The organism is Rhizobium sp. K33, assembly GCF_056501445.1.
Genome location: NZ_CP096478.1, coordinates 1,353,615 through 1,379,672 on the forward strand (window position 1 = coordinate 1,353,615; position 26,058 = coordinate 1,379,672).

Annotated in this window: 27 protein-coding genes and 1 pseudogene; 15 read left to right on the top strand and 13 right to left on the bottom strand. The window is 62.2% G+C overall.

The features are described 5' to 3' along the window. The first annotated feature begins 61 nt into the window (after positions 1-61). Positions 62-1,612: a peptidoglycan DD-metalloendopeptidase family protein gene (locus tag M1E12_RS06735; RefSeq protein ID WP_479564143.1), complete on the top strand. Its 1,551-nt coding sequence runs from the start codon at positions 62-64 to the stop codon at positions 1,610-1,612. Positions 1,613-1,687: 75 nt separating this feature from the next. On the opposite strand, the gene M1E12_RS06740 is transcribed toward M1E12_RS06735, so the two are convergent. Beyond that, on the bottom strand, positions 1,688-2,560 hold the full coding sequence (locus tag M1E12_RS06740; RefSeq protein WP_479564144.1) for an ATP-binding protein: 873 nt from the start codon (positions 2,558-2,560) through the stop codon (positions 1,688-1,690). A gap of 204 nt (positions 2,561-2,764) precedes the next feature. Here M1E12_RS06740 and yajC point away from each other — a divergent pair, with 204 nt between their 5' ends. From yajC to M1E12_RS06765, 5 genes are all read left to right on the top strand, one after another. Continuing rightward, positions 2,765-3,112 (top strand): preprotein translocase subunit YajC, encoded by a 348-nt coding sequence (gene yajC, locus M1E12_RS06745; RefSeq protein ID WP_113461718.1) that lies wholly within the window; start codon positions 2,765-2,767, stop codon positions 3,110-3,112. Between the two features lie 63 nt (positions 3,113-3,175). Next, positions 3,176-5,728: a protein translocase subunit SecDF gene (gene secDF, locus M1E12_RS06750; RefSeq protein WP_479564145.1), complete on the top strand. Its 2,553-nt coding sequence runs from the start codon at positions 3,176-3,178 to the stop codon at positions 5,726-5,728. Positions 5,729-5,732: 4 nt separating this feature from the next. Further along, positions 5,733-6,131, top strand: coding sequence for an Mth938-like domain-containing protein (locus tag M1E12_RS06755; protein WP_136540486.1), 399 nt, complete (start codon positions 5,733-5,735; stop codon positions 6,129-6,131). Positions 6,132-6,154: 23 nt separating this feature from the next. Next, positions 6,155-7,009, top strand: coding sequence for a phytoene/squalene synthase family protein (locus M1E12_RS06760; protein WP_479564146.1), 855 nt, complete (start codon positions 6,155-6,157; stop codon positions 7,007-7,009). Positions 7,010-7,101: 92 nt separating this feature from the next. Beyond that, positions 7,102-7,551, top strand: coding sequence for a hypothetical protein (locus M1E12_RS06765; protein ID WP_479564147.1), 450 nt, complete (start codon positions 7,102-7,104; stop codon positions 7,549-7,551). A gap of 8 nt (positions 7,552-7,559) precedes the next feature. Here the strand turns inward: M1E12_RS06765 and trmFO are convergent, their stop codons facing one another. From trmFO to tyrS, 3 genes are all read right to left on the bottom strand, one after another. Next, a complete protein-coding gene (gene trmFO, locus M1E12_RS06770; RefSeq protein ID WP_479564148.1) occupies positions 7,560-8,969 on the bottom strand; it encodes a methylenetetrahydrofolate--tRNA-(uracil(54)-C(5))-methyltransferase (FADH(2)-oxidizing) TrmFO in 1,410 nt (469 codons plus the stop codon). A 143-nt stretch (positions 8,970-9,112) separates the two neighbouring features. Then, positions 9,113-9,256, bottom strand: a complete 144-nt coding sequence (locus M1E12_RS06775) for a DUF1127 domain-containing protein (protein WP_113461788.1) — start codon at positions 9,254-9,256, stop codon at positions 9,113-9,115. A gap of 258 nt (positions 9,257-9,514) precedes the next feature. Next, positions 9,515-10,771: a tyrosine--tRNA ligase gene (gene tyrS, locus M1E12_RS06780; RefSeq protein ID WP_479564149.1), complete on the bottom strand. Its 1,257-nt coding sequence runs from the start codon at positions 10,769-10,771 to the stop codon at positions 9,515-9,517. 138 nt (positions 10,772-10,909) lie between these two features. On the opposite strand from tyrS, the pseudogene M1E12_RS06785 reads away from it, so the two are divergent. Next, positions 10,910-12,016 (top strand): annotated as a pseudogene (locus M1E12_RS06785) (anhydro-N-acetylmuramic acid kinase); the annotation flags it as partial. 9 nt (positions 12,017-12,025) lie between these two features. Further along, positions 12,026-12,574 (top strand): GNAT family N-acetyltransferase, encoded by a 549-nt coding sequence (locus M1E12_RS06790; RefSeq protein ID WP_479564842.1) that lies wholly within the window; start codon positions 12,026-12,028, stop codon positions 12,572-12,574. Here M1E12_RS06790 and M1E12_RS06795 read toward each other — a convergent pair. Genes M1E12_RS06795 through M1E12_RS06810 form a run of 4 tightly spaced genes read right to left on the bottom strand, consistent with a single transcriptional unit; the run spans position 12,526 to position 14,715 of the window. Next, positions 12,526-13,359 carry a patatin-like phospholipase family protein gene (locus tag M1E12_RS06795; RefSeq protein WP_479564150.1) on the bottom strand — a complete coding sequence of 278 codons (834 nt, stop codon included), beginning with the start codon at positions 13,357-13,359 and terminating at the stop codon, positions 12,526-12,528. The two genes, M1E12_RS06790 and M1E12_RS06795, sit on opposite strands and share 49 nt — an antisense overlap. Positions 13,360-13,404: 45 nt before the next feature. Next, positions 13,405-13,614 carry a hypothetical protein gene (locus M1E12_RS06800; RefSeq protein WP_479564151.1) on the bottom strand — a complete coding sequence of 70 codons (210 nt, stop codon included), beginning with the start codon at positions 13,612-13,614 and terminating at the stop codon, positions 13,405-13,407. After that, positions 13,611-14,036: a putative toxin-antitoxin system toxin component, PIN family gene (locus tag M1E12_RS06805; protein WP_479564152.1), complete on the bottom strand. Its 426-nt coding sequence runs from the start codon at positions 14,034-14,036 to the stop codon at positions 13,611-13,613. Before M1E12_RS06805 ends, M1E12_RS06800 begins: the two co-directional genes overlap by 4 nt. A gap of 1 nt (position 14,037) precedes the next feature. Continuing rightward, entirely contained in the window at positions 14,038-14,715 is a 678-nt protein-coding gene (locus tag M1E12_RS06810; protein ID WP_006728558.1) for an alpha/beta hydrolase, read from the bottom strand. A gap of 205 nt (positions 14,716-14,920) precedes the next feature. Here M1E12_RS06810 and M1E12_RS06815 point away from each other — a divergent pair, with 205 nt between their 5' ends. From M1E12_RS06815 to M1E12_RS06845, 7 genes are all read left to right on the top strand, one after another. Beyond that, a complete protein-coding gene (locus M1E12_RS06815; protein WP_479564153.1) occupies positions 14,921-16,087 on the top strand; it encodes a cysteine desulfurase family protein in 1,167 nt (388 codons plus the stop codon). A 141-nt stretch (positions 16,088-16,228) separates the two neighbouring features. Further along, positions 16,229-17,698, top strand: a complete 1,470-nt coding sequence (gene sufB / locus M1E12_RS06820; RefSeq protein ID WP_113461711.1) for a Fe-S cluster assembly protein SufB — start codon at positions 16,229-16,231, stop codon at positions 17,696-17,698. After that, positions 17,698-17,922, top strand: a complete 225-nt coding sequence (locus M1E12_RS06825) for a hypothetical protein (RefSeq protein WP_310238624.1) — start codon at positions 17,698-17,700, stop codon at positions 17,920-17,922. Before sufB ends, M1E12_RS06825 begins: the two co-directional genes overlap by 1 nt. Before the next feature lie 140 nt (positions 17,923-18,062). Beyond that, positions 18,063-18,818 (top strand): Fe-S cluster assembly ATPase SufC, encoded by a 756-nt coding sequence (gene sufC / locus M1E12_RS06830; protein WP_479564154.1) that lies wholly within the window; start codon positions 18,063-18,065, stop codon positions 18,816-18,818. Between the two features lie 30 nt (positions 18,819-18,848). Continuing rightward, a complete protein-coding gene (gene sufD, locus M1E12_RS06835) occupies positions 18,849-20,126 on the top strand; it encodes a Fe-S cluster assembly protein SufD (protein ID WP_479564155.1) in 1,278 nt (425 codons plus the stop codon). Next, the gene (locus M1E12_RS06840; protein WP_479564156.1) at positions 20,119-21,363 is read left to right on the top strand and encodes a cysteine desulfurase; all 1,245 of its coding nucleotides are present in this window, start codon (positions 20,119-20,121) and stop codon (positions 21,361-21,363) included. The genes sufD and M1E12_RS06840 overlap by 8 nt, the downstream gene beginning before the upstream one ends. Before the next feature lie 12 nt (positions 21,364-21,375). Next, positions 21,376-21,750 carry an SUF system Fe-S cluster assembly protein gene (locus tag M1E12_RS06845; protein WP_113377391.1) on the top strand — a complete coding sequence of 125 codons (375 nt, stop codon included), beginning with the start codon at positions 21,376-21,378 and terminating at the stop codon, positions 21,748-21,750. A 65-nt stretch (positions 21,751-21,815) separates the two neighbouring features. On the opposite strand, the gene M1E12_RS06850 is transcribed toward M1E12_RS06845, so the two are convergent. From M1E12_RS06850 to rutA, 5 genes are all read right to left on the bottom strand, one after another. After that, positions 21,816-22,343: a flavin reductase gene (locus M1E12_RS06850; protein WP_479564157.1), complete on the bottom strand. Its 528-nt coding sequence runs from the start codon at positions 22,341-22,343 to the stop codon at positions 21,816-21,818. 11 nt (positions 22,344-22,354) lie between these two features. Next, on the bottom strand, positions 22,355-23,140 hold the full coding sequence (gene rutD, locus M1E12_RS06855; protein ID WP_479564158.1) for a pyrimidine utilization protein D: 786 nt from the start codon (positions 23,138-23,140) through the stop codon (positions 22,355-22,357). A gap of 242 nt (positions 23,141-23,382) precedes the next feature. Continuing rightward, the gene (gene rutC / locus M1E12_RS06860) at positions 23,383-23,772 is read right to left on the bottom strand and encodes a pyrimidine utilization protein C (RefSeq protein ID WP_479564159.1); all 390 of its coding nucleotides are present in this window, start codon (positions 23,770-23,772) and stop codon (positions 23,383-23,385) included. Between the two features lie 44 nt (positions 23,773-23,816). After that, complete coding sequence (gene rutB, locus M1E12_RS06865) at positions 23,817-24,563, bottom strand: pyrimidine utilization protein B (protein ID WP_479564160.1); 747 nt, start codon at positions 24,561-24,563, stop codon at positions 23,817-23,819. Further along, the gene (gene rutA, locus M1E12_RS06870) at positions 24,560-25,651 is read right to left on the bottom strand and encodes a pyrimidine utilization protein A (RefSeq protein ID WP_479564161.1); all 1,092 of its coding nucleotides are present in this window, start codon (positions 25,649-25,651) and stop codon (positions 24,560-24,562) included. Before rutA ends, rutB begins: the two co-directional genes overlap by 4 nt. Positions 25,652-26,058 lie beyond the last annotated feature (407 nt).

Consider the following 26,058-nt stretch of genomic DNA (forward strand, 5'->3'; position numbering starts at 1 on the left):
CCGGTAATACTAACGCGCTTTAATGATCCCACATCAAGTTGTGTCATATGTGGGTCGAGTCATGCGTAAAAGTGTATCGCCGAAAGCTGGATTGCCGTTTGCTCGTTTGTGCGGCGCGCTCCTTCTGGCCGGTACGGCAGCCGGGTGCAGTTCAGATGCCTCCCGCTTCAGCTCGGTCTTCTCAACCGACAGCCTGACGACGGCGTCCATTCCGCGTCAGTCGGGCATGCGCGGCCAGCCGCCGGTCCCCTCCGAGAACATTGGTGGCGGTGCGCCGGTCTATGGCCAGAGCCAGGCCATGGCGCAGCCGATGCCGGCCGCACCCGCTTATGAGGCGCCGGCTTCGGCCCGGGCCGCGAGCACCCCGGCCTCGGTCCAGCGCGCCGAACTGGCAGCCCCCTCGGGTGCCGCCCAGGCGCCCGTCTCCAACAATTCCGAACGTGCGGCTGCTCTCGCGCAGCCCTTCCCCTCGGCGCCGCAGCAGACCGGTCAGGTCGCTTCCGTCAATCCGGGTCAGGTTCTTGCCGAGCCGCGCAGCACCGGCTCGACGCCGAAGCAGGGCGGCTGGTCGACGGCCGGCGCGGCACGGGTCACGCTGCGTCCTGGCGAAACCATGGCGACGCTCGCAGGCCGCTATGGCGTACCGCAGAAGGAACTTCTGAAGGCAAACGGCCTGTCGCAGGCAAGCGATGCCGCACCGGGTCAGCTGGTCATCATTCCGACCTTCGGTGGTCCGAATGCTGCCCGTGCCGCAGCAGACGCCTCGGGTCTCCCGAGCGATGGCCGCAAGCCGGTTCTGCCGGGCGATCAGCAGCAGAATGTCGCCGTTCTGCCGACCGCTCCGAATTCCCGTGAAAAGCAGCAGGTCTCGGCCTCTGCGGCAACCGGCAAGTCGGATGCTGGTGCAGGCGCCGGCATGGGCTCCTACATCGTGAAGCCGGGCGACTCGCTCGTGCGGATCGCCAAGGCCAATGGCGTCAGCGTCGACGACCTGAAGAAGGCGAACAGCCTGACCACGGGCAATATCCGGATCGGCCAGGCGCTCGCCATCCCCGCAAAGTCGACGCAGCCTGCCGTTGCCGTGAAGGCCACGGCCGCTCCGGCTGCCGACCCGGTCCAGACCGCATCCGTGCCGGCCAATGGCCAGCCGGCCGAATATCAGGCACCGGCCGCCACCAAGTCGGTCACCGAAGTCGCCTCGGTAAAGCCGGAAACGGCAGCACCTGAAATGACCGGCATCGGCAAGTATCGCTGGCCGGCCCGTGGCGCCGTCATCGCCAACTTCGGCTCGAACATCGATGGCAAGCGCAGCGATGGCATCGCGATTTCCGTGCCGCAGGGCACGCCCGTCAAGGCCGCCGAAAACGGCGTCGTCATCTATGCGGGCAATGGCCTGAAGGAACTGGGCAACACGGTTCTGATCCGCCATGACGACGGCAAGGTCACCGTCTACGGCCATGCCGACAGCCTGTCGGTCCAGCGCGGCCAGAAGGTTCAGCGCGGCCAGACGATCGCCACCTCCGGCATGACCGGCAACGTCAAGCGTCCGATGCTGCATTTCGAAGTCCGCAAGGACGCCGCACCGGTCAACCCGATCACTTACCTGGAATAGTGTATTGCGTATCAGGTCAGTGAAAAGGCCCGGGGCTCGCGCTCCGGGCCTTTCTGCATGGTGAGATGTGTAGTCTCAGTCGCGATCGGTCGAGATCCTGAGCCGGCCCGCGAGGTCCTGGATATACTGCCAGGCGACGCGGCCGGAGCGTCCGCCGCGCGTCGTTGCCCATTCGAGCGCCTCGTGATGCAATTGCTCGCGCGGCAGCGGCAGGGCGAAATGCGCGGCATAGCCGTCGATCATCGTCAGATAGTCGTCCTGGCTGCATTTGTGGAAACCGAGCCAGAGGCCGAAACGGTCCGACAGTGAGACTTTCTCCTCAACGGCTTCGGAGGGATTGATCGCCGTCGACTGCTCGTTCTCCATCATGTGGCGTGGCAAGAGGTGTCGGCGGTTGGACGTGGCGTAGAAGAGCACATTGTCCGGACGACCCTCGACACCGCCGTCGAGCGCAGCCTTGAGCGATTTATAGGCCGTGTCGTCATGGTCGAAGGAGAGGTCGTCGCAGAAGACGACGATTCGATACGGTGCATCCTTGATGATCTCGAGCAGCGCGGGCAGGGTCGAGATGTCTTCGCGATGCACTTCAACGAGCTTGAGCGCAATGCCGTTGGTCTTGATGATGTCGGCATGCACCGCCTTGACGAGCGAGGACTTGCCCATGCCGCGGGCGCCCCAGAGCAGCACATTGTTGGCCGCAAAGCCTTCCGCGAACCGCAGCGTGTTCTCGTGCAGGATGTCGCGCACATGGTCGACGCCGCGGATGAGGCCGAGCGCGACCCGGTTCGGACGCTTGACCGGCTGCAGATGCAGTCGGGCAGGCGCCCAGACGAAACAGTCGGCGGCCTCCCAGTCATTGACGGCGGGGGGAGGGCCGGCCAGCCGCTCGACGGTGTCCGCCAGTCGCTTCACCTCGGCCAGAAGCGCCGTCACGGTCTGATCGTTCATCGTCATCCTCCCTGTCGAGTTGCAGCCTTGGGTGCTTGATCTCGGGCGGTATCACGCAGAATTGCGGGCATAAAGGCTGAGGGTTCCGAAAATGGTACGCTTGAACGCTGTTTCTGTTGCATTCACGGGCTCTCTCACTATATTCCGGCGACCTGACGAGGGGGCCGCGCGGCTCTGATAGAACGCATTAATAGGGAGTCTTTCATGTTTATCACTGAGGCCTTTGCCCAGGACGCGGCTGCTGCTCCGAGCGCCATGGGGTCCGGACTGGAGATGCTGCTGCTCTTCGCACCGCTGATGGTGGTCTGGTACTTCTTCCTGATCCGTCCGCAGCGCCAGCAGATGAAGAAGCGTGAGGAGACCCTCTCCGCAATCCGTCGTGGCGACCAGGTCATCATGGGCGGCGGCATCGTCGCCAAGGTCACCAAGGTGGTTGACGACAAGGAACTCGAGCTTGAAATCGCCGATGGCGTGAAGGTTCGTGCGATGCGCCAGTATGTGGCGGAAGTCCGCGTCAAGGGCGAGCCGGTCAAGACCGAAACCGCCGCCTGATCCCGCTGGGCCGGCCTCGAGCCGGCCTTAGCCATTTTTCCGATGCCCTAATCCGAGAGTTCCATGCTTTACATTTCCCGCTGGAAGACATTGTTCATCTGGTTGACTGTCGCACTCGGCGTCCTTGTCGCCTTGCCCAATGCCTTCACGGACGAGGAACTGGAAGCTTTCCCCTCGTGGTTCCCGACTCACAAGATCACGCTGGGCCTCGACCTCCAGGGCGGCTCGCATATCATGCTGAAGCTGGAGCGCCAGGACATCGTCAAGGAGCGTCTGGAGACGATCGTTGGCGACGTGCGCACCCAGTTGCGTGAAGCCGGCATCCGCTACACGGGCCTCTCCGGCGTCGGTCAGCAGATCCAGGTCCGCATCACCGATGTCGCCAAGGTGCCGGAGGCAATCGAGGCGTTGCGCACGCTGACCGATCCGGTCAGCATCGGCGGCCTGACCGGCGGCTCCGTGACGGAAGTCACGCTCGAACAGGCAGAAGAAGGCCTGCTGCGCCTGACACTGACAGACGAGGGCATCGATTATCGTGTTTCGTCGGCACTCACCCAGTCCATGGAAGTCGTGCGTCGCCGCGTCGACGAACTCGGCACGACCGAGCCGTTGATCCAGCGCCAGGGCGAGGACCGCATCATCGTTCAGGTTCCGGGCCTGACGGATCCGCAGCGCCTCAAGGCCCTGCTGAACCAGACCGCGAAACTGTCCTTCCACATGGTCGACGTGTCCATGCCGGTCACGGAAGCGATCAACACGCGTCCGCCGGCGCAGTCGGAGGTCCTCTATTCGACCGACGACCCGGCCGTCCCCTACCTGATCGAGCGCCGCGCGCTGATCTCGGGTGAGAACCTCGTCGATGCTCAGGCCTCCTTCGACCAGCGCACCAATGAGCCGGTCGTCAGCTTCCGGTTCGACAGCCGCGGCGCCCAGCGTTTCGCCCAGGCGACGCAGGAAAATGTCGGCCGGCCGTTCGCCATCGTTCTCGACCAGCAGGTCATTTCGGCGCCGGTCATCCGCGAACCGATCCTCGGCGGCTCCGGCCAGATCTCCGGCAATTTTTCGGTCGAAGGCGCAAACGACCTCGCCGTGCTGCTGCGCGCGGGTGCTCTGCCGGCCACGCTGACGGTGGTCGAAGAGCGCACCGTCGGCCCGGGCCTCGGTCAGGATTCGATCAATGCCGGCGTGACCGCCAGCATCATCGGCGGCATCGCCGTCGTCGTCTTCATGGTTGCGCTTTATGGCACCTTCGGCGTGATGGCGAACATCGCGCTTGCTGCCAATATCGCCCTGATCTTGGCCGCACTCTCGCTGATCGGCTCGACGCTCACCTTGCCGGGTATCGCGGGTATCGTGCTGACCATGGGTATGGCGGTCGACTCCAACGTTCTGATCTACGAGCGCATTCGCGAAGAGGCAAAGAATGGAAGATCGCTAATCCAGGCGATCGACATCGGCTTCAAGAAGGCGTTCGCGACCATCGTTGACGCCAACCTGACGACCCTCATCGCCGCCGTCGTTCTCTTCTTCCTCGGATCCGGCCCGGTTCGCGGCTTTGCCGTGACGCTGTCGATCGGTATCGTCACGACCGTCTTCACCGCTTTCACGCTGACCTTCTGGCTGATGGCCTTCTGGTATCGCTGGAAGCGTCCGAAGCACATGCCGAAGAGCGTGCGCACCGGCTTCTTCGACAACCGCAACATCCGCTTCATGGCGGCACGCAAGTTCAACTTCGGCGCTGCCATGCTGATCTCGATCGCCTCGCTGGTTGGGTTTGCGACCGTCGGCATGAACCTCGGCATCGACTTCAAGGGCGGCTCGATCATCGAAGTGCAGGCGCGCGACGGCAGCGCGGATCTGTCCGATATCCGCGAGCGTCTGAGCCAGCTGAACCTCGGCGAGGTGCAGGCCCAGGGCTTCGGCGACGACTCGAGCGCCCTGATCCGCCTGCAGGCGCAGGATGGTGGCGAGAATGCCGAGCAATCGGCGCTCACCAAGGTGCGGGGCGAGCTGGAAGCCGAATACGACTTCCGGCGCGTCGAGGTGGTCGGACCGTCGGTTTCGAGCGACCTGACCTATTCCGCAACCATCGGCGTTGCCGCCGCTCTGTTCGGGATCCTGATCTACATCTGGTTCCGCTTCGAATGGCAGTTCGCGCTCGGCGCGATCATCGCCACGCTGCATGACGTGATCTTCACGCTCGGCCTCTTCGTCCTGACCGGCATCGAGTTCAACCTGACCAGTATCGCGGCGATCCTGACGATCATCGGTTATTCATTGAACGACACCGTCGTCGTCTACGATCGCATGCGCGAAAACCTGCGGCGCTACAAGAAGATGCCGCTCGAGGTGCTGATCGACGAATCGATCAACCAGACGCTCTCGCGTACGGTCCTGACGGCGGGCAGTACGATCCTCGCCCTCGGCGCGCTCTATCTGTTCGGCGGCGAAGTCATCGCCTCCTTCACCTTCGCCATGCTGGCGGGTGTTCTCATCGGCACCTTCTCGTCGATCTACATCGCCGGCCCGGTTCTGATCGCCTTCAAGCTGCGTCCGGAAAGCTTCCAGCAGGACGACTCCGAGGGCGAGAAGGTGCCCGCCAAGGCAGGGGCCTGATCGGATGGTCTTCGGCTTCGGCGACAAGGGCATCACCATCCGTGATGCCCATTTCCCGGGGCGGCCCGGCATCGACAGTTACGGCAATGGGGGCTTCCGCTTTGCCGATATGTCGCATCGCGGCTCGCTGCTGCTGCTCCCGTCCGGCGTCTATGGGTGGGAGCAGACCGAGGATGAGCCGATCACGCAGGCGTCTCTCGCGCGCGTCTTCGCCGAAACCGGCATAGAGTTCCTGATCCTCGGGACCGGGCGCCAGTTGCGACTGGTCGACCCCGACTTGCGCGCCGCCTTGAAAGCCAAGGGTATCGCGACCGACCCGATGGGAACCGGTGCGGCGATCCGCACGTATAACATCATGCTGGCCGAGCAGCGTCCGGTCGCGGCCGCGTTGATTGCAGTCTGACGCCGACCCCCGAAAGGTGCATTGTGAGCGAGACCCCGTCGTCGAATGAGGCACTGTGCCTGCGGACACTGCAGGAGACGGACCGTGATCGTTATCTCGCAAGCCTTTTGACGCCGGCCGACCGTCGCGCGGCGGTCGTTGCGCTCTACGCCTATAATGCAGAACTCGCCCGCGTTCGCGACCTCGTGCGTGAACCCCTGCCGGGTGAGGTGCGCCTGCAATACTGGCGTGATCTGCTCGAAGGCTCGGCCCATGGCGAGACCGCCGCCAATCCGGTAGCTGCCGAACTCTTGCGGGCAGTGGAGGCCTTTCGTCTTCCGGTCGCACCGCTGGTCTCGATGGCCGATGCAAGGATCTTCGACCTCTATGATGATCCGATAGAGACGACCGGCATGTTCGAGGGCTATGCCGGCGAGACGGCGGCTGCACTGATCCAGCTCGTTTCCCTGGTTCTCGATGCGGCTGCTGCCGAGATGGCGACGGAGATTGCCGGGCACGCCGGTGTGGCGCTGGCGGTCGCCGGCGCGCTTCTCCTGATGCCGATCCATCGGGCGAGAGGGCAGGTCTACCTGCCGACACAGATCCTGGCCTCCGTGGGCCTTAATCGGGACGGCTTTCTCGCGAGCGGCAATGACGACCGCAAAGCCGCCGCCATCCAGGCCTTTGCAGGTTTCGGTCTCGATCATCTGGCCAAGGCAAGGTCTGCGGGCCGCCTGCCGAAGAGCCTCATCCCCGCCTATCTGCCGGTAACGCTCGCCGATCCCGTCCTGCGGCGGGCCGCCAAGGCCGGCGCATCGGTCCTTTCGCAAGATATCCGTCCGCCGCAATGGCGCAGACAGATTGCCATGATGCGGCTTTTGATGACGGGTCGCCTCTGACTTCTGGCGCCCGGATCGGTCACGTTCGCGCAAGGCTCGCCTGCTAGCAGCCATTGCGATAGTATGCGTGGCGAAGGAGGCGAGAGCGGATCATGGTGACTTGGGGTATCGTCTTTGCGCTCATCCTGGCGCTCGCCTATTTTTCCTCGCGCATGGTGCGCCAGGAAGAAGAAGGCTTTCAGGACGCGGGCCTTGCCATCATGGAATTCGGCCGCGCCTTTCCCCAGGAAGCAATCCGCAACCTGCATGCGACCGCCGACGGCAAGGCGGTGTTCGTCCGGCTTCACGACAACAAGGCCGGCTTCATGCGCAGCCTGCGCAATCATTTCGCCTGCCATCTGATCGAGCCGGGGACGGTGCGCGTGCGGGCCCTGCCGAGCGGCAAGGGGATCGCCGTCGAGTTTCTCGACGCCCCCTCCCACAACGGCGAGTTCACCTTCTCAAATCCGGCGGTTGCCGCCGAAGTGTCGCTCTGGCTGCTTGGAAACTATGTCGGCCATGCAGACCGCGAGCCGGATGCCGCGTCGGGCGCGACCGGCTGAGGCTGCCGTCAGGCCGCACCCAGCCAGGTCTTGCAGTGGTCGAGCGCCCGCGCTGCGATCAGCTGTCGCTTCATGATCGTCTTGTCCTTGCCGCGGAAGCGCTTGACGCCCTCCGGCTTGACGATCGAACCCGGCTCCAGCTCCGGGAAGAGCCCGAAATTGATGTTCATCGGCTGGAAGGACCGCTTGCCCGGCTCCTCGTCGGAGACGATGTGACCGCCGGTGATGTGGTTGAGCAGTGAACCCAGCGCCGTGGTCGCCGGCGGGATGCTGGGTGTCTCGCCCTTGCGCTGCGCGGCGGCGAAACGACCCGCAAGCAGGCCGATCGAGGCGCTTTCGACATAGCCCTCGCAGCCGGTGATCTGGCCGGCAAAGCGCAGACCCGGACGGGCCTTCAGCTGCAGACTGTGATCGAGCAGGGTCGGGGAATGGATGTAGGTGTTCCGGTGCAGACCGCCGAGACGGGCGAATTCGGCATTCTCGAGGCCCGGGATCATCCGGAAGATCTCGGCCTGGGCGCCGTAGCGCAGCTTCGTCTGGAAGCCGACCATGTTGTAAAGCGTACCGAGCGCATTGTCCTGGCGCAGCTGTACGACAGCATAGGGCTTGACGGTCGGGTTATGGGCATTGGTGAGGCCCATGGGCTTCATCGGCCCGTGACGTAGGGTCTCGCGGCCACGCTCGGCCATGACTTCGATCGGCAGGCAGCCGTCGAAATAGGGCGTGCCTTCCCATTCCTTGAAGCCGACGGCGTCACCGGCGATCAGGGCGTCGACGAAAGCGTTGTACTGCGCCTCATCGAGCGGGCAGTTGATATAGTCCTTGCCGGTCCCGCCAGGGCCCACCTTGTCATAGCGTGACTGGTACCAGCAGATATCCATGTTGATGCTGTCGGTATGCACGATCGGCGCAATGGCATCGAAGAAGGCGAGCGCGTCCTTGCCGGTCTTCTCGCGGATCGCCTCGGCCAGCGCAGGCGAGGTGAGGGGGCCGGTGGCGATGATGGCGAGATCCCAGTCCTCCGGCGGCAGGCCGGTGATTTCTTCGCGCACCACCGAGATCAGCGGGTGCTGCTGGATGGCAGCGGTGACCGCGTCCGAAAAACCATCGCGATCGACGGCGAGCGCACCGCCGGCCGGCACCTGGTGCTTGTCGGCACAGGCCATGATCAGGGAATTCGCGAGCCGCATCTCGGCATGGATCACGCCGACGGCATTGGAGGTCGCGTCGTCCGAGCGGAAGGAATTGGAGCAGACCAGTTCGGCCAGACCGTCGGTCTTGTGTGCATCGGTGCCGCGTACGCCACGCATCTCGTGCAGGATGACCGGAACGCCGGCCTGAGCGACCTGCCAGGCGGCTTCGGAGCCTGCGAGGCCACCGCCGATGATGTGAATGGGGGAGAAGGAGCTGTTCGTCATGGGCGGCTCCATATCACGGCTCGCCGCACAAGGTCCATCCGGTGCGGCGTCATGGCGACGACCGGATGATCACATTCCAGAAGCACGAATCAAAAACGGCACCAGGCGGTGCCGTTTGACAGGCTGCTTCGCAAAAGATCCGATTAACGGAAAGAGCGCGAAGCGATATTGCGGATTTCGTAGCGGGTGATGCCGATGTCGTTCAGGGTCTGTGCAGACAGGTTGCCCAGTTCGTTCATCGTGCGGCGGTAGCTGATCCAGTTCTTTGCAATGCGGATCGGGTTCATGGTCGTTTCCTCGTCGAATGTTCGCCGATCCTGCGGTCTTTCCCGCATCGGCGATTGACGTTCTTATACGCCCGTAAAACAATATTGTGCAGTGCAAATAATGTGCGACTGCTATGCGTTTGTGCATGAGGTTGCTGTGATATTCGGCAGCTCGGGCGTGCTGACCAAAAAGGCGTCATGGGTTAACGGCTCTTCACAAACGCAGAAAAGCCCGCAGATGCGGGCTTTTCGATGCCTATGATCATGCCGGATTGGCGATCAGACGGGCTTGATCAGAATGTGCTTCTTCTTGCCCAGCGAAAGCTTGATCACGCCGTCGCCGGTGAGCTGTGCATTGTCGACAGACATGCGCTCATCCGAGACGCCTGCATCGTTGATCTTGACCGCACCGCCCTGAACATGACGACGGGCTTCGCCATTGGAGGCGGCAAGGCCGGCCTTGACGATCAGCGCCAGCAGGCCGACGCCGGCTTCGAGCTCGGCCGAGGCGATTTCGACGGTCGGCAGATTGGCCGAAAGCGCACCCTCTTCGAAGGTCTTGCGCGCCGTCTCCGCAGCTTCTTCGGCTGCCGCACGGCCGTGCAGGATCGCGGTGATCTCGGTGGCGAGGATCTTCTTGGCTTCGTTGGCGTCAGAGCCGCCGAGCGCCGCAAGACGCTTGATCTCATCCATCGGCATCGTCGTGTAGAGCTTCAGGAAGCGCTCGACATCGGCGTCTTCCGTGTTGCGCCAGTACTGCCAGAAGTCATAGGCCGAGAGCATGTCGGCATTCAGCCACACGGCGCCATTGACCGATTTGCCCATCTTGGCACCGGACGACGTCGTGAGCAGCGGCGAGGTCAGCGCGTAGAGCTGCGGCGTGCCCATGCGGTGGCCGAGATCGATGCCGTTGATGATGTTGCCCCACTGGTCGGAGCCGCCCATCTGCAGGCGGCAATCGTAGCGCTGGTTAAGCTCCACGAAGTCGTAGGCCTGGAGGATCATGTAGTTGAATTCCAGGAAGGACAGCGACTGCTCGCGGTCAAGGCGCGTCTTCACACTGTCGAAGGACAGCATGCGGTTGACCGAGAAATGACGACCGACATCGCGCAGGAACTCGAGGTAGTTGAGACCGCGCAGCCATTCGGCATTGTTGATCATCAGCGCGCCGCCCTTGGGGCCGGCTTCGTAGTTCAGGTAGTTCGAGAAGCAGCGCTTGATCGAGGCAATGTTCTCCTCGATCGTGTCGACGGTCATCAGCTTGCGGGCTTCTTCCTTGAAGGAGGGGTCACCCACCATGCCCGTGCCGCCGCCCATCAGCGAGATCGGCTGGTGGCCGGTCGCCTGGAACCAGTGCAGCATCATGATCTGGATGAGACCGCCGGCATGCAGCGAAGGCGCCGTCGGATCGAAGCCGATATAGGCCGTCACGCTTTCCTTGGCGAGCAGGTCGTCGAGGCCTGTTTCATCGGAAATCTGATGAATGAAGCCGCGCTCGTGCATGGTGCGGAGGAAATCGGACTTGAACTTCGTCATGACGCTGTTGCTTTCGGGTTCTCTGGTCTTTCGGTGGTATTCTTGGAAATGCGCGCGGGCTTTAGCATTGTTTTTTGAATTGTGCACCCGTCTCGGTCATGAATGTCCTGCATGACAGGCGTTCGAATCGGGTGGCACATGGCGGATATCAAGACGGCGATCGGGCTGATGAGCGGCACTTCGATGGATGGCATCGATGTGGCACTGGTCCGCACCGATGGCGAGGCCATCGTCGAGCGTGGAGCGTTTCTGTCGGTACCCTATGAGCCCGCCTTCCGCGATCGACTGAAGAAGGCGGTGGAGGATGCCAAGATGATCCGGCACCGCGACGAGCGGCCGGGTGATCTCTCACGCATGGAGAGGGATCTCACGCTACGTCATGCAGACGCTGTGCGCCTGTTTCTGGAGCTGCAGAACCTGAAACCTGGTGACATCGACCTCATCGGTTTTCACGGTCAGACCGTCTTGCACCGGCCGGATGAGGCGCTGACCGTGCAGCTCGGTGACGGAGCGTTGCTGGCCAGGGAGACTGGCATCGACGTGGTCTACGACATGCGGGCGAACGACATGGTCCATGGCGGGCAGGGCGCCCCACTGGTCCCAGTCTATCACCAGGCGCTGGCGCACCAGATCCCGGCGGAGGACTGGCCGGTCTGCTTCGTCAACATCGGCGGCATCTCGAACCTGACTTTTCTCGACCACGACGGCACGATCATTGGCTACGACAGCGGGCCGGGCAACACGCTGATCGACCAGTGGGTCGAGGCCCATGCCGGCATTCCCTATGACGATGGCGGCCGCATCGCGTCGGAAGGTTCGGTCGTCATGGCACTCGCCGAACGTTATCTCGCCAATTCCTTCTTCACCGCAGAGACCCGCCGCTCGCTCGATCGCAACGATTTTCGTCCGCCCGAGGGACATGAAGCCGAGCTCTCCGACGGTGCGCGCACGCTCGCTTACGTCTCCGCGGCGGCGATCCTCAAATCTGCGGGCCATTTGCCGAGCTTGCCAAAGACCTATGTGATTTGCGGCGGCGGCCGTTTGAACCGGACGATCATGGCCGATCTGGTGCGCCTCGCGGGTGAAAAGGGCGCAACAGTATTGACCGCCGAGCAGGCCGGCTTTGATGGCGACGCCATGGAGGCGGAAGCCTGGGCCTATCTCGCGGTACGCTCTGCGAGGGGGCTCGCCTTGACATTTCCAGGAACGACCGGAGTCTTGGAGCCGGTCAGCGGCGGAGTGCTGGCGCCATCCGTGATTCTGCGGACGCCGCGCCTTGTCCTGACAAGGTGGTCGGATGGTGACGAAGAGCGTCTTGTTGAATTGCACGGCACGCCGGAGACCAGCGCCTATGTCGGGCACGGCAAGCCTTGGGATCGGCACTACGCACGAGAGCGACTGGCCGGGTGGCGGACAGGCTTTCACCGCAATGGCTGCTCCACCTTGAAGCTGATGACGGCCAGTGGTTTGCATTTCGTCGGGCGCGCCGGCATCAGCTGGTACGAGGACGCGCAGGTCCATCAACTTGCCTATTCGATCGTCCAGTCCAATTGGGGCAAGGGTTACGCGAGCGAGATTGCCAGCGCTCTGGTTGCGTGGTTCTTTGAGGCCGAGATCGGACAACGGCTGGAAGCCATGGCGCATGTCGACAACGCAGCCTCGTTGCATATCCTCAAAAAGATAGGCTTCCGGGAAATCGACACCCGCTCCGTGCGAGGGGAACCCTGCCGCTTCTTTGAGATGACCCGTGCCGGTTATGCGGACTTCGCAAAGGCGAGCCCGTCGCGCAAGCCCACCTCATAGGCATGCCGGATGCCGGCCGCATCGCCGACGGCAAACTTGCTCACGGGGATGTCTTCGCTGGGGCCGACAATGACGCGGTTCGGTGCAGCCGGCGGCTTGCGGCCGAAACGCGTGGAGAGAAGCAGCGTGCGCCAGCCCTTGTTTTCGACTTCCGTAAGCTTCATCAGCGGTGGATTGTCGACGAGCCCGCCATCGAGATAGGCGCGACCGCGGACACGTCCGACCGGCATGAAAGGCGGCACGGAGGAGGTCGCCATCAGCGCATCGACCAGTTCGCCTGGGTAGTCGACATTGTGCGTCGAGATCCAGGTGGGCCGCAACTTCATCCGCAGGCCTGCCTTGGAATGGGCGCCATCGGTCAGGAGTTTCTCGATCTGGTAGGCGCCGATGGACCCGAGAGCCCCGATTGCCCCGGGCATCCAGTCTGGCACGCCGGAGAGTTGGATGAGCATGGGTGGGGCCGCCTTCAGCGCCGCAAGCTCGCTGTCTTTGAACTCGCTGGCAAGCAGCTGCCGAAACAGGCTTCCGACCACAAGCGGCGATTCCCGCCGACGCAGCGCTCGCCAATCGAGGCCGCGCTCGCCCTTCTCGGCAAAGGCAAAGGCCGAGGCCCGCACGCGGTCGCCGACGCCGGCCAGGAACATCGCCCCGTGATAGGCGCCAGCCGAGACGGCAACATAGAAACGCGGGTTGAGCGGCTGATGCTCGCTGAAGGCTTTCAGGAAGCCGCTTTGCCAGTAGCAGCGGTTGCCACCGCCTGCGAGACCGACGGCGTCAAAGGTCATGGGTGAGGTCATGAAAAAATCGCAGTCTGAAATCGAAAACGGAAACTAATCGCGGCGGAGCAGCGCGAGGGCTTCCGCTTCGCGTCCCCTGCCGCGCTCCGCGCGCTCGTAGAACTGTTTGCGCGCTTCGTCCTGTCTGATGATGTCCTTGCTGACTTCCACCAGAAAATCACTGAGCGTCAGCCCGTTTTCGCGCGCCAGCTGCTCCATCTGTGCATCCAGCGGCTCGGGTAGGTTGATTGTGACTGCTCTCATCGGGTGAGCTCCTCAATCAGGCGGGCAGGATCCACGACTTCGATATGGTCGAACCGAAGTTCGCCTCCTCGAAAATCCCTGACATTGCTGGTGACAAGATAGCGGGCATTGGCAGCAACCGCCAGATCAATCAGGTGATTGTCTGCCTCGTCGCGCAAGTTTGGTCGCCAGCGATAGCTGACGTCAACGAGCGCGGCATTCGCAAGTATCGCATCGAGAACTTGATTGCGTTCGACCATGTTCAGTCTTGCCCTTCGAAAGAGGGCCTCTCGATTCACGACATCTTCGTATTCGAGATAAAGCGCCAGGCTGAGCATTGGCTTCAATTGCCCGGACAAACACGCCTCGATCACTTTCGAGGCTGGGCCGCGGCCGATACAAGCGCTGACAAGCGCATTTGTATCGGCCACGATCCGGATCATCTTACCGGATCCGCTTGGCGGCGGGTTCCGGGACCAGTTCGCCGTCGAGGCGGCGGTCGAGATAGTCTTCGCATTCGGCCATCAGCGTTTCCACCTGGCCGTTGAAGAAGTGGTTGGCGCCCGGCACCGTCTTGTGGGTGATCAGGATGCCCTTCTGGGTCTTCAGCTTGTCGACCAGGCCGATCACATCTTTCTCGGGGGCCACCTTGTCGCTGTCGCCATTGATGATCAGGCCGGACGACGGGCAGGGGGCGAGGAAGGAGAAGTCGTAGATGTTTGGCTGCGGCGCGATCGACATGAAGCCTTCGATTTCCGGGCGGCGCATCAGGAGCTGCATGCCGATCCAGGAGCCGAAGGAATAGCCGGCAACCCAGCAGCTCTTCGAATCCGGATGCAGGCTCTGCACCCAGTCAAGCGCGGAGGCGGCATCCGACAGTTCGCCTGCACCATGGTCGAACTCGCCCTGGCTGCGGCCGATGCCGCGGAAGTTGAAGCGGAGCGTGGTGAAGCCGCGCTTCTGGAACATGTAGAACAGCTGGTAGACGATCTGGTTGTTCATCGTTCCGCCGAACTGCGGATGCGGATGAAGGATGATCGCGATGGGGGCGCTTTTTTCCTTGGAGGGCTGATAACGGCCTTCGAGACGACCCGCGGGGCCGTTGAAAATCACTTCGGGCATTAGGTTCCGGTCCCTGACATTTTTGCGGTTCGTCAACACCAAATTAGAAAGCTGACTTGACGGCGTCAGTCAGCTTTTCTAAAACGAAGTTTAGAACCGTTCGAAACTGGATGGCGTCGCATCCGGGGTGAAGGTGTCATAAGGCAAGCCTGGCGGAAATTTCAAGGAAAATGCGCCGCCGCAGCTATGGGAGTCTGAAGCCGGTATGGCTGTTGAGCGCATCTATCTCGACTGGAACGCCACCGCGCCCCTGATGGGTCCGGCGCGCGAGGCCATGCTCGAGGCGCTCGCCATGCCCGGCAATCCCTCTTCCGTGCATGCGGAAGGAAGAGCCGCACGCGCCGTCCTCGAAAAGGCGAGGCGCGAGGTTGCAGGTCTCGTCGGTGCCGAACCGGCGCATGTGACCTTTACCGCGAGCGCGACCGAGGCTGCCAATCATGTCTTGTCGCCGGCCTATCGCATGGGCAAGTCGCGTGTCTCGCTCGGTCGTCTCTATGTCTCTGCCATCGAGCACCCGGCCGTCAGGGCTGGCGGGCGCTTTGCCCCAGACAAGGTAACGGAACTGCCGGTGACGCCATCGGGCATCCTCGATCTCGAAGCGCTTTCCGCGCATCTGGCGGCGCACGATGCCACAGACGGCCTGCCTCTGGTCGCCGTCATGCTGGTCAACAACGAAACCGGCATCATTCAGCCAATCCAGGCGATCGCTGCCGTCGTAAAGAATTTTCGTGGGCTCTTGGTGGTGGATGCCGTGCAGGCGGCAGGACGCATGCCCTTGTCGATCGCAGACCTCGGTGCTGATTTCCTGATCCTCTCGGCTCATAAGCTGGGTGGCCCCAAAGGTGTCGGTGCACTGGTGTCGCGCGGCGAGACCTTGATGCCGGAGCCTTTGGTCCGCGGCGGTGGCCAGGAAAAGGGCCATCGCGCCGGCACGGAAAACCTTGCCGCCATCGCCGGCTTCGGCGCGGCCGCGCGCGAAATGGCATCGGATCTCGCCGAGCGGAATGCGCGGCTGACTGCGCTTCGCGATCGAGCGGAAGAAGCGATGTTGTCGGCGGCACCCGACACCGTGATCTACGGACGCAGCGAGGCGCGTGTTTGCAATACGAGCTTCTTCCATCTGCCGGGGCTCAAGGCGGAGACCGGGCAGATCGCCTTCGATCTTGAAGGCGTCGCACTGTCGGCCGGTGCGGCCTGCTCGTCGGGCAAGGTGGGCGCGAGCCATGTGCTGACCGCCATGGGTGAGGATGCAGCGACTGGAGCGCTGCGTCTCTCGATTGGCCCGGCCACGACAGAGAGCGATATAGATCGCTTCCTCGCGGCCTTCGCAAAGATTGCTGCTCGGCGAAAGCCGACGGGGCAGGCCGCGTAAAGCGGCAAAAAACCGGTCCGGATCGCGTTTTTCCCTTGCCAAGAGGGGTGAAATGATGGTCCGGGGACCTTAGATATGGCGGGTCACCGCCCAACGTTAACAAGCTGCCGGAATTTGGCCCGGCAAGATTGGAGAACGACCATGGCTGCTGTGCAGGAAACGATCGATCAGGTGCGCCAGATCGACGTCGACCAGTACAAATACGGCTTCGAGACCATGATTGAAGTCGACAAGGCCCCGAAGGGCCTGTCGGAAGACATCGTGCGGTTTATCTCGGCCAAGAAGAACGAACCCGAATGGATGCTGGAATGGCGCCTCGACGCCTATCGTCGCTGGCTGACGATGGTCGAGCCCACCTGGGCGCGCGTCGACTATCCGAAGATCGACTTCAACGACATCCACTACTATGCAGCGCCGAAGACGGCTGCCGGGCCGAAGTCGCTCGACGAAGTCGATCCGGAGCTTCTGAAGGTTTATGAAAAGCTCGGCATCCCGCTGAAAGAGCAGGAAATGCTGGCCGGCGTTCAGTCCTCGAAGATCGCCGTCGACGCCGTCTTCGACTCTGTTTCGGTCGTCACGACCTTCAAGGAAGAGCTGAAAAAGGCCGGCGTGATCTTCATGTCGATCTCGGAAGCCGTACGCGAGCATCCGGAGCTGGTGAAGAAGTATCTCGGTTCGGTCGTGCCGGTCACCGACAACTATTATGCGACGCTGAATTCGGCCGTCTTCACCGACGGTTCCTTCGTCTTCATTCCGAAGGGCGTTCGCTGCCCGATGGAGCTGTCGACCTATTTCCGTATTAACGAGAAGAACACCGGCCAGTTCGAGCGCACGCTGATCGTTGCCGAAGAGGGCGCCTACGTCTCCTATCTTGAAGGCTGCACGGCACCTCAGCGCGACGAAAACCAGCTGCACGCGGCCGTCGTCGAGCTCGTGGCGCTCGATGATGCCGAGATCAAGTATTCGACCGTTCAGAACTGGTATCCCGGCGATAAGGACGGCAAGGGCGGCATCTACAACTTCGTCACCAAGCGCGGCGATTGCCGTGGTGCGCGCTCGAAGATCTCCTGGACCCAGGTCGAGACCGGCTCTGCGATCACCTGGAAATATCCGTCCTGCATCCTGCGCGGCGACGACAGCCAGGGCGAGTTCTACTCGATCGCCGTCTCCAACGGCCACCAGCAGGTCGATAGCGGCACCAAGATGATCCATCTCGGCAAGAACACCAAGAGCCGGATCATCTCCAAGGGCATCTCGGCCGGAGTGTCGCAGAACACCTATCGCGGCCAGGTCTCGATGCACCGCAAGGCGGAAAACGCTCGCAACTTCACCAATTGCGACTCGCTGCTGATCGGCGACACCTGCGGCGCGCATACCGTGCCTTACATCGAGGTGAAGAACTCGACGGCCAAGGTGGAGCACGAGGCAACGACCTCGAAGATCTCTGAGGACCAGAAGTTCTACGCCATGCAGCGCGGCATCCCGGAAGAAGAGGCAATTGCTCTGATCGTCAACGGCTTCGTCCGCGACGTCATCCAGCAGCTGCCGATGGAATTCGCGGTCGAAGCGCAGAAGCTGATCAACATCTCGCTCGAGGGTTCGGTCGGCTGATGAACGAGAAGGTCGAGAACCTTATTCTGGAGCATTTGCGCGTCATGCGCACCGACATCGCCTCCTTGAAGGAAGAGATGGTCGGCGTGCGTTCCGAAATACGGGCTGTGAAGCAATATATGGCCGGGTTCATGACCGATGAGACAAGACAAGATGGCGAAATCGCAGAGCTGAAGCTGCGTCTCGACCGGATCGAAAAGCGACTCGAATTGAATGAGGGCTGACAAGCCAGTGCGCACGGCGCACGGACGGCAGCCCGGATGTCCTCGGGACAAGCCCGAGGATGACGGAATTGTAGAGCGCGGAACGCGCGACAGGAAACGACAGGCGGCCCTTGAACCGCCCGATGGACAGGAAGACAGACATGCTTGAAATCAGAAACCTCCATGCCCGTATCGCCGAAGACGGCACCGAAATCATCAAGGGCCTGAATCTCACCGTGAAGGCCGGCGAAGTGGCTGCCATCATGGGTCCGAACGGTTCGGGTAAGTCGACACTGTCCTACATCCTTTCGGGCCGCGAAGACTATGAAGTGACCGAAGGCGATATCCTCTACAACGGCGAGAGCATTCTCGAACTCGACCCGGCCGAGCGTGCGGCAAAGGGCATCTTCCTCGCCTTCCAGTACCCGGTCGAAATCCCGGGAGTCGCCACCATGCAGTTCCTGAAGGTCGCGATGAATTCGCAGCGCAAGGCGCGTGGCGAGGACGAGCTGACGACGCCGGACTTCATGCGCCGCGTCAAGGAAGCCGCTGCCGAGCTGAAGATTAACCCTGACATGCTGAAGCGGCCGCTCAATGTCGGCTTCTCGGGCGGTGAGAAGAAGCGCGCCGAGATCCTGCAGATGGCGCTGCTTGAGCCGAAGCTCTGCATTCTCGACGAGACCGATTCCGGCCTCGACATCGATGCGCTGAAGATCGTTGCTGACGGCGTGAACGCCCTCAAGCGCCCGGATCGTGCAACCGTCGTGATCACCCACTACCAGCGCCTGCTCGACTACATCGTGCCGGACAGCGTGCACGTTCTCTACAAGGGCCAGATCATCAAGTCGGGTGACAAGAGCCTGGCGCTGGAACTCGAAGCCAACGGTTATGCCGACATCACCGGTCAGGCTGCCTAAGGGCTTTCAAGTTTTAAAGGAGTTGCAACGATGACATTGCAAGCGGCCAACCGGCTCACCGTAGCCGAGACCCAGCTCATCGACGCCTATACCAACCAGGTCGGCAGCCTTCCGGGCGATGGCGCCGTGCTTCTGAAGCGCGACGGCCTGTTCGACGCCCTGAAGCGTCAGGGCCTTCCGACGCGCCGCGTCGAGACCTTCCACTACACGGACCTCAAGGCCCTTCTGCGCGCGCTTCCGGCCGAAGAGCCGCAGGCGGTTGCCAAGGCGATCAACCCACTGGTCGCAGGCGCCCATGTGCTGAACGTCCTGCAGGGTGTTGCTCAGAGGCCAGCGGCGCTGCCGGACGGAGTGAGCATTTCGCTCTATCGCGACGCGCTTTCCGACGGTGCGGCGGCAGAAGGCCTGACCGCCTTCAACGCCGATGACACGATCGGCCGCCTGAACGGCGCTTTCGTGCGCGATGGCTTCACGCTCGACGTGGCCGAGGACGCCGAGATCGAAGCCCCGATCGAACTGCAGTCGGTGCATGCCGCCGGTCAGCTGCATCTGCGCTTCCCGGCGACCTTCGGCAAGGGGTCCAAGGCCACCATCATCGAGCGCCATGTCGGCCAGAGCGGTTCGGCCGCACTCGCCTCCGTTGTCGCCGACCTGAAGCTCGGCGAGGGCGCGGAGATCACCTGGGTGATCCTGCAGGGCGAAGGCGATGCCGACACCCATCTCGGCCAGATACGCGCCGAACTCGGCACGGACGCCAAGTTTCGCCTCTTCATCGTCAATGCCGGCGGCAAGCTGGTGCGCCAGGAAGTGCATGTAAAGACGGCGGGCGAAGGCTCCGACTTCATGCTGCGCGGCGTCAACCTGCTCGGCGGCGACACCCATACCGACGTCACCATGACGCTCGGCCATGACGTGCCGAACACGACCTCGACGGAAATCATCCGCAACGTCGTCTTCGATCGCGCCAAGGGGGTGTTTCAGGGCATGATCCGGGTTGCTCCGGATGCCCAGAAGACCGATGCGCGCATGGCCTGCAACACGCTGCTGATGTCCGATGATTGCGAGTTCTCGGTGAAGCCGGAGCTTGAGATCTTCGCCGACGACGTGCAGTGCGCCCATGGCGCGACGGTCGCCGACATCGTCAAGAGCCATCTCTACTACCTGATGTCGCGTGGCATTCCGGAGAAGAAGGCGCGTGCGCTGCTGATCAACGGCTTCGTCGCCGAAATCGTCGAGGAGCTCGAAAACGAGCCGCTCGTCGAGGCCCTGGAAGAGATCATCACCGATTGGCTGGAGCATCATGGCTGACACGATCGCGGCACGGACAGGGTACGACGTCGAGGCCGTGCGCCGGGATTTCCCGATCCTGTCGCGTGAGGTCTATGGCAAGAAGCTGGTCTATCTCGACAATGCGGCCTCGGCGCAAAAGCCGAGCCAGGTGATCGACGCGATCGCCCATGCTTATTCCAACGAATATGCCAATGTGCATCGTGGCCTGCATTTCCTGTCCAACGCCGCGACGGACGCCTATGAAGCGGCGCGCGAGAAGGTGCGCCGGTTCCTGAATGCCCCTTCGATCGACGAGGTGATCTTCACCAAGTCCTCGACCGAAGCGATCAACACGGTCGCCTATGGCTGGGGGATGAAGCATATCGGCGAGGGCGACGAGATCGTGCTCTCGATCATGGAGCACCACTCCAACATCGTGCCCTGGCATTTCCTCAGGGAACGCAAGGGCGCCAAGCTCGTCTGGGCTCCGGTCACCGACGAAGGCGCCTTCGACATGGAAGCCTTCGAAAAGTGCCTGACCGAGCGCACCAAGCTGATCGCCATCACCCATATGTCCAACGCGCTGGGCACCGTCGTGCCGATCAAGGAGCTCTGCCGCATTGCCCGTGAGCGCGGCATCGCTGTCATGGTCGATGGCAGCCAAGGCGCGGTGCATATGCCCGTCGACGTCCAGGATCTCGGTTGCGACTGGTATGCCGTGACCGGCCACAAGCTCTACGGTCCCTCGGGCATCGGCGTGCTCTGGGGCAAGATGGACCGCTTGCGGGACATGGATCCCTTCATGGGCGGTGGCGAGATGATCATCGAGGTCTCCGAAGACCGCGTCACCTATAACGAGCCGCCGCATCGCTTCGAGGCGGGCACGCCGCCGATCGTCCAGGCGATCGGGTTGGGCTATGCGCTCGACTATATGGAAAAGCTCGGCCGCGAGAACATTGCAGCCCATGAGGAAAGCCTGCGCGCCTATGCGCATGAGCGCCTGTCGGCGATCAATTCGCTCAGGATCATCGGCAACGCACCGGGCAAGGGAGCGATCTTCTCCTTCGAACTCGCCGGCATCCACGCTCATGACGTCTCGACGATGATCGACCGTCGCGGTGTCGCCGTTCGTGCAGGCACCCATTGTGCCCAGCCGCTTCTGGCACGTTTCGGCGTGACCTCCACTTGTCGGGCCTCGTTCGGCCTTTATAACACACGGGAAGAAGTCGATGCGCTGGCAGACGCTCTGGATTACGCCCGCAGCTTCTTCGCCTGAGGAATGAACACCATGAGTGACACGGAAACCAAGCCAGACGTCCGCGAAGGCATCATCAACACGGCGATCCCGCCGGAAGAGGTGGCCCGCCTCTCCGACGATATCATCTCCGCGCTGAAGACCGTCTATGACCCGGAAATCCCGGCCGACATCTTCGAACTCGGGCTGATCTACAAGATCGACATCGAGGACGACCGCACGGTCAAGATCGTCATGACCCTGACGGCACCGGGTTGCCCGGTCGCCGGCGAAATGCCGGGCTGGGTCGAAAATGCCGTCGGTTCGGTCGAGGGTGTGTCGGGGGTCGAAGTCGAAATGAGCTTCGATCCGCCGTGGACGCCGGACCGCATGTCCGAGGAGGCGCAGGTCGCCGTCGGCTGGTATTGAGACAATTAGGCAATCAACGAAACGGCCCGTCATGCGCGGGCCGTTTTGCGTTTCGGTACAGCTGTTTAGACTGTACGATAGGCTCGATCGAAATAGACGAGCGCCTGGCCGTCCTCGCGGGTGGTGACGTTGAGAACCTCGCAGAACAAGACGTCATGGGTGCTGCCGTCATGCACTTCCGTGATCCGGCATTCAAAGGAAACGAGCGCATCGACGAGGCGCGGCGTGCCCGACGGCGTCGTCTCCCAGGTGGCGGCGGCGAAGCGCTCCTCGACCGGCGTCTTGCCACCGAAGAGCCGGCTGACGGGCTCGTGTTCTGCCGAGAGCGCGTTGACCGTGACGAAGCCGTTGGCGCTGACGGCAGGGTAGGCGGACGATCCCTTGTTGAGGCAGACAAGCAGCGTCGGCGGATTGTCCGAAACGCTGGTGACAGCAGTTGCCGCAAAGCCGGCGCGACCGCCGGGGCCGTCGGTGGTGACAATCGTCACGGCTGCGGCAAGCCGAGCCATGCCGTTGCGATAGGTCGCACTCTTTTCCGGCGCAGTGATGTCCGTTGCGGGGGCGACGGGTGCGATGGTCTTCGTGGCCAGCATGGCAGGTCCTTTCACGCGCGTTCGACGCCCGACAGGAAGTCGAGGACCGCGCTGTTGAATGTTTGCGAATAGGTGACGTTGACGGCGTGTCCGCCGGCGACGGTCAGGCGCAGCGTTGCGTTCGGCATGGACTGTGAAAGTCGCAATGAACGGGAATAGGGGACGAGAAGGTCGTCGCGGGTGGCGATGACAAGCGTCGGCGTCTGGATCTCGCCGAGGCGATCGTCGACATCGAAGGCGCGCAGTGCCGCGATCCGGCGCAGGATATTGTCGCGCCCCTGGAAATGGGCGAGTGCATGGGCCTCTTCCGCCGCCATCTTCTCCGGGTTTTCCGCCATGTAGATGGCCGGGTAGAGGAAGAGCGGCTGTGCTTTGACGAAGGCCTCGACACCGGCGTTTTCGAGGAGCGCGATGCGCACGTCGAAGCAGCGCCCGGAATGCGGATCGGCCTTGCTCCAGGCATTGATCAGCACGAGACTCTCGATCAGTTCCGGCCGGCGAAGCGCCAGATCAAGCCCGATCAGGCCACCCAGCGCATGGCCCATGAAGTGGAATTTTTCGAGCTTCAGCGTCTCGACGATCTCCAACACGTCGTCGGCCATGGCTGCGATACCGCCGACTTCAGGCACCGAGCCACCCGTCTTGCCGCAGCCGCGATGGTCATAGGTGATGACGCGGAAACGTTCCGAGAGGGCAGGGATCTGCGGCGCCCAATAGCCGCCGGAGCCGCCGAGCCCTGACGAAAGCAGGATGGTCGGCGCATCGGGGGAGGTAAGGCCGTGGATGTCGTAATGCATGATTTTTCCCAAGTGTTGCGGCGGGTGGTGCCCCCCCTCTGTCCTGCCGGACATCTCCCCCACAAGGGGGGAGAACAGAGAGCGCAGGCGTCCTGCCACCCGCTGAGATCTCAGTAGGGAAGCCATTGTGCCCAGCGCAGACACGGGTGCCGAGCGCGGCGGCGAAGCGTTCTCCCCCCTTGTGGGGGAGATGGCCGGCAGGCCAGAGGGGGGTATTCCATGTGCCGGCCTTAGCGAGAGCATCACTTCGTCCCGATATGCGCGACCGTCGCGATTTCGACCAGCGCATCCGGCTTCACCAACCCGCATTGCACGCAGTAGCGCGCCGGCTTGTCGCCCGGGAAGTATTCGGCATAGACCTTGTTGACGGCCTGGTAGTTGGCCCAGTCGGTGACGAAGATGTGGTTCATGGTCACGTCGTCCATGGTGCCGCCGGCGGTCTCGATGACGGACTTGATGGTTTCCAGCACATGGCGCGTCTGGGCGGCTGCGTCGCCGACATGCACGACGTCGTTGTTCTTGTCGAAGGGAAGGGTTCCCGAGACATAGAGGATGCCGTCGGCAAGGGCGCCGGGCGAATAGGGGGCGATCGGCTTCTGGGTGCCTTCCGGAACGACGATGGTCTTGGGCATTCTCACACTCTCCTGGTTCGATGTGGTGATGTTGGAATGGGTGATCATCCGGCGGCGTCGGCAGGGGCTGCCTGTCCGATCGCGCCGCAGAAGTCGTTGACGGTCGCGACCCAGCCGAAGAATTTTTCGACATTGTAGACGGTCGCCTGCTGGATGAAGTCGGGGCCGAGGTGATGGGTCGCGTCCTCGAGCATCACGCCGAAATATTCGAGGTGGAAGGCATCGCGCAGCGAGCTTTCGACGCAGACATTGGTGGCAATGCCGACGAAGACGAGATTGCGGATGCCGCGGGCGCGCAGCACCGAGTCCATATTAGTGTTGAAGAAGCCGGAATAGCGGCTCTTCGGCACCAGGATGTCACCGGGTTTCGGTTGAAGCTCGTCGACGATGGCATAGTCCCAGGTGCCCTTGGCAAGCAGTTGCCCCTGCAGTTCCGGCCGCTTGCGCATGGTTTTGAGCGCATTCGACTTGTGCCAGTTGGGCGAGCCGGGGCCGCCTGCCTCGACATAGTCAGGATCCCAGCCGTTCTGGAAATAGACGACCAGAACGCCCGCTTCGCGTGCTGCATCGAGCGTCTTCTTGATGTTGGCAATCGTGCCCTTGGCGCCCGAAATGTCGAAGCCGGCGAGATCGACGTAACCGCCTTCCGTCGAATAGGCATTCTGCATGTCGACGACGACGACCGCCGTTTCCGACGGCTTCAGCGTGATCGGCTCGGGACGGGCCGGCAGCGTGACGCTCTTCGTCAGTTCCGGGCGCGGCTGATAGCCTGCGACAACGGTCTCGCTCATTCGGCGGCCTCCAGCATCTGGTTCACATGGGCGCGGCTCTTCATCAGCGGCTGGACGAACTTGCCGAACTTCTCGATGCCTTCGAGGAAGTCGTCGAAGGTCAGCATCACGCCACCGGTGCCGGGGACTTCGCTCATCTCGTCCAGCATGGCGGCAACCTCGGCATAGGAGCCGATCAGCGTGCCCATGTTGATGTTGACGGCAGACACCGGGTTAGACATGTGCCGCACATTGGTGTCGGAACCGGACTTGGTGTCGGCAGCACTCTGCAGACCGAGCCACTTGATGGCTTCCTCGTCGGCGCCCGCCTTGTAGTGCTCCCACTTGGCGAAGGCTTCTTCGGTGGTTTCTTCGGCCAGAACCATGGTGAGCACGAAGGAACGCACCTCGCGGCCGGTCTTTGCGGTCGCGGAGAGAAGCCGTTCATTGGTCGGCGCGAAAGCTTTCGGCGTGTTGACGCCGACGCCGAAGCAGAAGCTGTAGTCGGCGAACTTCGCGGAAAAATCCATGCCGGCATTCGAGGAGCCGGCGCAGATCAGCTTCACGTCACCCTCCGGGATCGGCTTCATCCGGCAGTCGTCCATCTGGAAGTGCTTGCCCTTGAGATCGGACTGGCCTGTCGTCAGCAGGTCCTTCAGGACGGTCGTGTATTCGCTGAGATATTCGTAGCGGTCGGAGAAATAGTCGTCGCCGGGCCAGAGACCCATCTGGCTGTATTCCGGCCGCTGCCAGCCGGTGACTAGGTTGACGCCGAAGCGCCCGCCGGAGATCGAATCGATCGTGGTGGCCATGCGTGCGACGATCGCCGGCGGCATGATCAGGGTCGCGGCCGTGCCGAAGAGCTTGATCTTAGACGTGACGGCAGCAAGGCCGGCCATCAGCGTGAAGCTCTCGAGGTTATAGTCCCAGAACTCCGTCTTGCCGCCGAAGCCGCGCAGCTTGATCATCGAAAGCGCAAAGTCGAAGCCGTATTCTTCGGCCTTCAGCGTGATCGCCTTGTTGAGCTCGAAACTCGGCTTGTATTGCGGGGCATTCTCCGAAAGGAGCCAGCCATTGTTGCCGATCGGGATAAAGACGCCGATTTCCATTTTTCGTTCTCCGCTTCTGGAGGCGCGCTCAGCGCCATTTTTTGTTCGCAGAGAATAATGCAATCACCGTGCCAATTAAAAAAATGGAACGAATACAGAGGCTTGCAGTGGTGCGCCCCGAATATTTTACCGGATGGTCAAAATTTTCGGGTTTTGCGCCGAGCTTTGCTCGTCTCTGCGCCCGTTTCGCGAAATCGCTGCGCGATTTTTGATCGTCATGTGTCTCTGAGAGACTTGATGCCACTGGTCAAGTTTCTGAAATAGATCAGGTTTTGGTCGCCCGGTTGCGCTGCTTACAGATTGATCATCATCAAGCCCGGGCCGGGCTGACATGCACGTCCCGCGTCCCAGAGATGCGCCTAACCTATTGAACCATAGGGGCGCGTCCCTTACATTGCGCATGAGAA